Below are 7,462 nucleotides of genomic sequence, written 5' to 3' on the forward strand. Positions count from 1 at the left end.
TGTCGGAAGCGCTATGGTTCGCCGGGAACTGTGCGTTTCATCCCGATGTCGAACTCCAACGAACCATGATCCTCCATGTCGCTACGCAAGCGAAACCGGAAGCCCTGATCGCGATTTATGCGGCAAGCCAGATTCTGAGCGGCGATTGATGTAATGTCGACTTTGGGGTCGCTAGCTGAATGCAAGCTTTTTTGCGGCAACAAACCTGACGGACATTCGTCCTCCAATCCAGATGGCTTACCCCAACCGTTGCGAGCAATTTCGGTTGCTGAGACCACGCCCTCCCCGTCACCCTGAACTTGTTTCAGGGTCCATCGTGCCACCCGGCGCAGTTGGCGCGGTTACCGGTCAGCGGCTCAGCCAGCGCGATTGGCCGCACCCCGGCTTGGGCCGAGGGTTGGACCCTGAAACAAGTTCAGGGTGACGGGTTGGAGCCTAGGGTGACGGTTGGAGGGGCCTTGCCCCCTACCCCCGAAACCGGATCAACCGGCTGTCCGCCAGAGCCGCCGTGCGGTGCGGAACGACGTCGCGGATGTATTCCTCGTTCTTGACCATCGCCATGAACAGGCCGCTGTTCGGGTAACCCATGACGAAGGCCTCGTCCCATTCGCCCGCCGGGCCGGTGACGGTGCATTCCATGGGCGCTTCCCAGACCATCGCCGCACCGTCCTGCGCCACCACGCGCTGAAACCCTTCCTTGTAGATCGCATAAGCCTCGCGCCCGGTCAGTCCCTTGCCGTGCAGGGGGTGCCCTTCCGGGTATTCGGCCAGATCGCGGAACTTGATGAGGTTCAGCATATGGATCGGCGTGTCGCGCGGCAGGTCCTTGAAGGCCTGCCAGTTCGCTCGGTCGGGATCGATGTAGGCGGTCATCTCAGGCGTCCGCCAGCTTGTAGTCCCTGAACTGATCGCGCAGGTCCTTCTTGCTGATCTTGCCAGTGCCGGTGTGGGGAATGTCGTCCACGAACTCCACCGCATCGGGCAGCCACCACTTGGCGATCCGTTCCGCCAGGAAGGCGCGAATATCCTCGGCGGTAGCCTCAGCCCCCGCTTTCTTCACCACCACCAGGATCGGGCGCTCATCCCACTTGGGGTGATAAATGCCGATTGCGGCGGCTTCTGCCACAGCCGGGTGGCCGACGGCGGCGTTTTCCAGTTCGACTGAACTGATCCATTCCCCGCCGGACTTGATCACATCCTTGGTCCGGTCCGTCAGTTGCAGGGTGCCGTCCGGGTGGATCAACGCCACGTCGCCGGTATCGAACCACTGATCCGCGTCGGTCGCGTCCTTGTCTGCCTTGAAGTAACGCTTGATCACCCACGGCCCGCGCACCTGCAGCGCGCCAGAGGTCTTGCCATCGCGCGGCAGGACTTCTTCCGGGTTGTCCAGGCTGACGCAGCGCAGTTCGACGCCGAATGGCACGCGGCCCTGCATCTGCTTGATATCGACCTGCTGATCGAACGAGAGATCATCCCAGTCGTGCGTCTTCGCCCCGGTGGTGCCGATCGGGCTGGTTTCGGTCATGCCCCAGGCGTGGGCGACATTGACGCCCGCCTTCATCAGCCGTTCCAGCATGAAGCGCGGCGCGGCGGACCCGCCGATGATCGCGTGGCGCAGCGTCGGCAGCGCCGCGCCGGTGGCGTCCATGTGCTGGAACATCGACAGCCACACCGTCGGCACCCCGGCGGAATGCGTCACCTTTTCGCGGTTCATCAGCTCGGTCAGCACGACCGGATCGTTGACGGCCGAGAACACGAACTTGATCCCCGCGGCCGCCCCGCCCCACGGCAGGCCCCAGCTGGCCGCGTGGAACATCGGCACGACCGGCAGCATCACCGAACGCGCATCAAAATCGAAGATCGCGGGCTGCAAGCCGGTGATCGCGTGCAGGAATGTGCTGCGATGTTCATACAGCACGCCCTTGGGATTGCCGGTGGTGCCGCTGGTGTAGCACAGCATGCACGGATCGCGTTCGTCGCCGGTGGCCCATTCGGTCTGGCCGTTTTCCGCGCCGATCCAGTCTTCGAACTGGCCGTCGTCATAACAGATGTAGTGGCGGATCGTGGTCCAGCGCGGCTTCATCCGGTCGATGATCGGCTGGAACGCCTTGTCATAGAGCAGGATCTGATCTTCGGCGTGGTTGGCGATGTATTCCAGCTGGTCGTCAAACAGGCGCGGGTTGACGGTGTGAAGCACGCCGCCGACGCCGACCGCACCATACCAGGACACCAGATGGCGGCTGTGGTTCATCGCCAGCGTGGCGATCCGGTCACCCGGCTGCACGCCCAGCTTGCGCAGGGCCTGCGTCATGCGCAGCGCATCGTGGCGGATGCCGGCCCAGTTGGTGCGCGTTTCGCTGCCATCGGCCCAGCGCGTCACGATCTCCCGTCCGCCATGTTCGCGTGCGGCATGATCAATGATGTGCGAGACCCGAAGGTCGAAATCCTGCATCGCTCCCAGCATTCTCTACTCCCTACTGCACCCGCCGAAGCATCCGGCGCGGTTGGTCCGCGCTCAGCCCCGGTCGAGGTTCAAATATCAGGCGACCAGCCGCAAATGGGTTGCCCCGCGCTGCGCCGTCAGCGACACATTGGCAATCCCTTCAACATTTGCCAAGCGTTCTGCAAGTTCGCCATCCAGCTGGAAGTCGGTGCCCAGCCGGAACATCGGCTGTTCGTCCTGTCCGGTCAGCAGCCGCGCGATCACTTCGCCGCGACCGCTTGCCCCGCGCACCAGCAACTGCGCCAGTTCCTGCAAGGCATCGATCCGGGAAATATCCAGCTGCAACACCATCCGCGATGCCACTTTCACCTCGCTGAGCGGGCGCGCACCGCGCACGGTCACGCGCGGCGGTTCTTCCGGACCGGGCGCATCAAGCTCAACATTGAGCAGGATGCACGTTCCTTCGCGCGCCCATTGCAGCATCGGTTCGACCAGCGATTCCTCGAAGCAGGCGGCGCTGAACTGGCCGGAGCTGTCGGAGAAATCGGCCCGGACAAAATCGCTGCCCTTGCGGGTCTTGCCCTTGGTGACGCTTTCCACCATCGCCGCCATCACCGCCGCGGATCGGCCGCCCGCCACGCCCGATTCCATCAGGCTGGCATAGGACCGCGCGCCATTGGCCGATGCCACTGCGCGCCATTGTTCCACCGGGTGCGCGGCGAAATAGAAGCCAAAGTTCTCGCGCTCTTTCGCCATCTGTTCAGACCGGCTCCACGGCTCTGCCTCGGCCAGCCGCAGGGCCTGCGCGGCCGTATCATCGCCGCCGAACAGACCGGCCTGCCCGCTGCTGCGGGTCCGCTCCGCCTCGTCCGCGACAGCCAGCAGCATGTCGGCATTGGCCAGCACTTTGGCGCGGCTGGCTTCCAGTCCGTCGAACGCCCCGGACCCGGCCAGCCCTTCCAGCTGACGGCGGTTCATCGATCCTTGCGGCACGCGGCGGAACAGGTCTTCCAGACTGGTGAACCAGCCATGCGCCTCACGCTCAGCGACGATGGCGTCCATCGCCTTTTCGCCGACGTTGCGGATGCCCGCCAGCGCATAGCGCACCGCGTGGCCATCGTCGGTCCGCTCCACGGTGAACTCCGCCTCGGACCGGTTGATGTCCGGCCCGGCCAGCGCCAGCCCCGCGCGGCGCATATCGTCCACGAACACCGCGAGCTTTTCCGACTGGTGCATGTCGAAACACATCGCGGCGGCATAAAACTCGTGCGGATAGTGCGTCTTCATCCACGCCGTCTGATAGGCCAGCAGCGCATAGGCGGCGGCGTGGCTCTTGTTGAAGCCATACCCGGCAAACTTGTCGATCAAGTCGAACAGCTCATTCGCCTTGGCCTTGTCGATCCCCGACACCTCGCGGCAGCCATCGACGAACCGTTCGCGCTGGACGTCCATTTCGGCCTGGACCTTCTTGCCCATCGCGCGGCGCAAAAGGTCTGCATCGCCCAGCGAATAGCCCGCCAGGATCTGCGCGGCCTGCATCACCTGTTCCTGGTAAACAAAGATGCCGTATGTTTCGCCCAGAATACCCGCCAGCTTTTCATGCGGATATTCAATGCTTTCCTGCCCGTTCTTGCGCCGCCCGAACAACGGGATGTTGTCCATCGGCCCCGGCCGATAAAGCGAGACGAGCGCGATGATGTCGCCAAAGTTGGTCGGCTTCACTGCCGCCAGCGTGCGGCGCATGCCTTCGGATTCGAGCTGGAACACGCCAACCGTGTCGCCGCGTTGCAGCAGGTCATAGACCTGGCTGTCGTCCCACGGCAGGGTATCCAGATCGATCTCGATCTCGCGCCGTTTCAGCAGGTCGGTCGCCTTGCGCAGCACCGACAGCGTTTTGAGGCCCAGAAAGTCGAACTTGATAAGGCCCGTGTCCTCGACATACTTCATGTCGAACTGGGTCACCGGCATGTCGGAGCGCGGATCGCGGTAGAGCGGGATCAGCTGTTCCAGCGGCCGGTCCCCGATCACCACGCCTGCCGCGTGGGTGGAACTGTTGCGCGGCATCCCTTCCAGCTGGATCGCCAGATCGACCAGCCGCTTCACGTCGGGATCGTTGTCATACTCGCGCTTGAATTCGGCCATGCCGTTCAGCGTGCGCGGGACGGTCCACTGGTCGGTCGGGTGGTTGGGCACCATCTTGCACAAACGGTCGACCTGGCCATAGCTCATCTGCAGGATGCGTCCGCAGTCGCGCAGCACTGCGCGGGCCTTCAGTTTACCAAAGGTGATGATCTGCGCCACGCGGTCCGCGCCGTATTTCTGCTGGACGTAACGGATCACCTCGCCGCGCCGGGTTTCGCAGAAGTCGATATCGAAGTCCGGCATGGACACGCGTTCCGGATTCAGGAAGCGTTCGAACAGCAGGCCCAGCCGGATCGGATCAAGATCGGTGATCAGCAGCGCCCACGCCACCAGTGAACCCGCGCCGGACCCGCGCCCCGGCCCCACCGGAATGCCGTTGTCCTTGGCCCACTTGATGAAGTCGGCCACGATCAGGAAGTACCCGCAGAACCCCATCCGGCTGATGATCCCGACTTCGAAATCCAGCCGGTCGAAATAGACCTGCCGCTCCTCGGTGGAGAGTTCACCATAAGGGGCCAGACGGCGCTCCAGCCCGGCGCGGGCGTGCTCGGCCATCATCGCGGCCTCGCCTTCCTTGTCGCCCGCCAGACTGGGCAGCAGCGCCTTGCGCTTGGGCGGCGAGAACGCGCAGCGCTGGGCGATGACCAGCGTGTTGGCGGTGGCTTCGGGCAGGTCGGCGAACAGCTCGGCCATCGTTTCGGCCGGTTTCACCCAGTTTTCGGACATGGAGCGCGGCCGCTCTGCCGCGTCGACGTGGGTCGAATTGGCAATGCACAGCATCGCGTCATGCGCGGCGTGAAAGCTGGCTTCGGCGTACTGCGCCGGATTGGTCGCCACCAGCGGCAGATTGCGAGCATAGGCCAGTTCGATCAGCGCCTCCTCGGACGCTTCCTCCACCGCCTCGCCGCGCCGCACGATCTCGACATAGAGCCGCCCCGGAAACAGCGCTTCCAGCTTTTCGGCATAGGCCTCTGCCCGCTCATGCCGCGCTTCGGCCAGCAGCCGCGCCAGCGCGCCTTCACCCCCGCCGGTCAGCGCAATCAGCCCGTCGCTGTAACCGTCGAAATCCGCCAGCGTGACGTGCGGGTCCAGTTCCAGCGGGCGCCCCAGATGCGCGCGGCTGACCAGCCGGCACAAGTTGATCCAGCCCGCGTCGTTCTGGACGATCAGCCCCAGCCAGTCGATCGGCCCGCCGGTTTCGCGCTGCACCGCCAGATAGGTGCCGACCAGCGGCTGGATGCCCGCATCCTTGCACGCCGATGCAAACGCCATGGCCCCGTACAGCCCGTTGCGATCAGTCATCGCGATGGCGGGAAAGCCGCGTTCCTTGGCCAGTTTGGCGATTCCCTTGGGGTCGATCGCCCCATCGAGCATCGAATAGCTGGAAAAGACGCGCAAGGGGACAAAGGGAGCATAGGCCATGGCGCTGAAACTAGGGACCGCGCCGGGATTCGGAAGGGGGGAACGCCGCCTTATCCACCAGCCCCTGCCGCCTGTGGAAAAGGCTGGGCTTTTCCGGGTGGTTGTGATCTTCTTCGCCCCAGCAATTTGCCGCCGCCAGACTATCACAGCGCGAGCGGCGGGGCCGCGTTCCTGTCTGCAAGAGGGGTTTTGCAATGACCGATACGATCAAGTCCGGATTTGTCGAACGGGTCAAGGCCATGGTCATGCGGCCAAAGGACACCTGGCCGGCCATCGCCGCTGAAAGCACCACGCCGGGCGAACTGCTGACCGGCTATGCCGCGCCGCTGGCCGCAATCGGTCCGGTCGCCGGGTTCATCGGCGGGCAACTGTTCGGCACCTCGATGTTCGGCGTGACTTACAAGGCAAGCTTCCTGGGCGCGCTGACCGGTGCGGTGCTGACGTTTATCATCAGCCTGATCGGGGTGGTGATCCTGGCGCTGCTGGCAGACTGGCTGGCCCCCAGGTTCGGCGGCACCGCCGACCGGCGCAGCGCGTTCCGGCTGGTGATCTATGGCGCGACTGCATCGTGGCTGGGCGGCATTTTCGGGCTGATCCCGGCGCTTGCGGTGCTGGGCGTGCTGCTGGCGCTCTATACCCTCTACGTGATCTACACCGGCATCGGCCCGATGATGAAAGTGCCGGATGACAAGCGCGCGGGCTATGCCCTGGTGACCGTAATCGCGGCGCTCCTGCTCAACATCACGGTCGGCGCGGTGGCGGCGACGGTAACCGGCGCGCTGGGCTTTGGCCGCAGCGCAGGAGACGGCGAACTGTCGGGCGGTCTCAAGATCCCCGGCGTCGGCACGGTCGATGCAGTCAAGCTGGAAGAAGCGAGCAGGCAGGCCGAAGCCGCCGCCAGTGGTCAACAGGTCGCGGTCAAGCCAGCCGAACTGCAGGCCCTGCTGCCCGCCGCCATCGGCAGTTATCAGCGCACCGCGACGCAAAGCGCAGCCATGGGCGGCATGGGCAGCACCGCCGAGGCGACCTATACCGCCGGAGACAAGAGCTTCACGCTCAAGATCGTCGACATGGCCGGACTGGGCGCCATCGCCGGGATCGGCGCGGCGATGGGGGTTGAGGAAAGCAAGGAAGACGCCGACGGCTATGAACGCATCACCACCACGGGCGGACAGATGCAGGTGGAAGAATGGAGCAAGACTGACAGCCGCGGCAAGTTCGGCCAGATGGTCGTCAGCCGCTTCATGGTCGAGGCCGAGGGCGATGCCGCCAGCATCGACGAGCTGAAATCAGCGGTTGCGAAAATCAGCCCGGACGATCTGGCGGGGCTGGTGAAGTAACCGGAGCGCCGCCGCGCAGGCGGGGCCTCCATCGGGTAAACCTAGCCCCAACTCACCCCCATCCGTTCGTGTCGAGCGAAGTCGAGACACGCGTGCGCTGCGTCAGCGTGTCTCG

The 7,462-nt window shown here is 64.5% G+C and carries 4 protein-coding genes; 1 reads left to right on the forward strand and 3 read right to left on the reverse strand.

Annotation, left to right across the window (positions count from 1 at the left end):
• Positions 1-465 precede the first annotated feature (465 nt).
• The 3 genes from Q8Q53_RS00005 to dnaE form a co-directional block, all read right to left on the reverse strand.
• Complete coding sequence (locus tag Q8Q53_RS00005) at positions 466-873, reverse strand: DUF1330 domain-containing protein (protein ID WP_305699688.1); 408 nt, start codon at positions 871-873, stop codon at positions 466-468.
• A gap of 1 nt (position 874) precedes the next feature.
• Positions 875-2,464 carry a long-chain fatty acid--CoA ligase gene (locus Q8Q53_RS00010; RefSeq protein WP_305699689.1) on the reverse strand — a complete coding sequence of 530 codons (1,590 nt, stop codon included), beginning with the start codon at positions 2,462-2,464 and terminating at the stop codon, positions 875-877.
• Between the two features lie 75 nt (positions 2,465-2,539).
• Positions 2,540-6,007, reverse strand: a complete 3,468-nt coding sequence (dnaE, locus tag Q8Q53_RS00015) for a DNA polymerase III subunit alpha (protein ID WP_305699690.1) — start codon at positions 6,005-6,007, stop codon at positions 2,540-2,542.
• Positions 6,008-6,201: 194 nt separating this feature from the next.
• Between dnaE and Q8Q53_RS00020 the strand changes: the two genes are divergently transcribed.
• On the forward strand, positions 6,202-7,347 hold the full coding sequence (locus Q8Q53_RS00020) for a Yip1 family protein (protein ID WP_305699691.1): 1,146 nt from the start codon (positions 6,202-6,204) through the stop codon (positions 7,345-7,347).
• The last annotated feature ends 115 nt before the right edge of the window (positions 7,348-7,462 follow it).

This window comes from Novosphingobium sp., from assembly GCF_030699305.1.
GTDB lineage: Bacteria > Pseudomonadota > Alphaproteobacteria > Sphingomonadales > Sphingomonadaceae > Novosphingobium.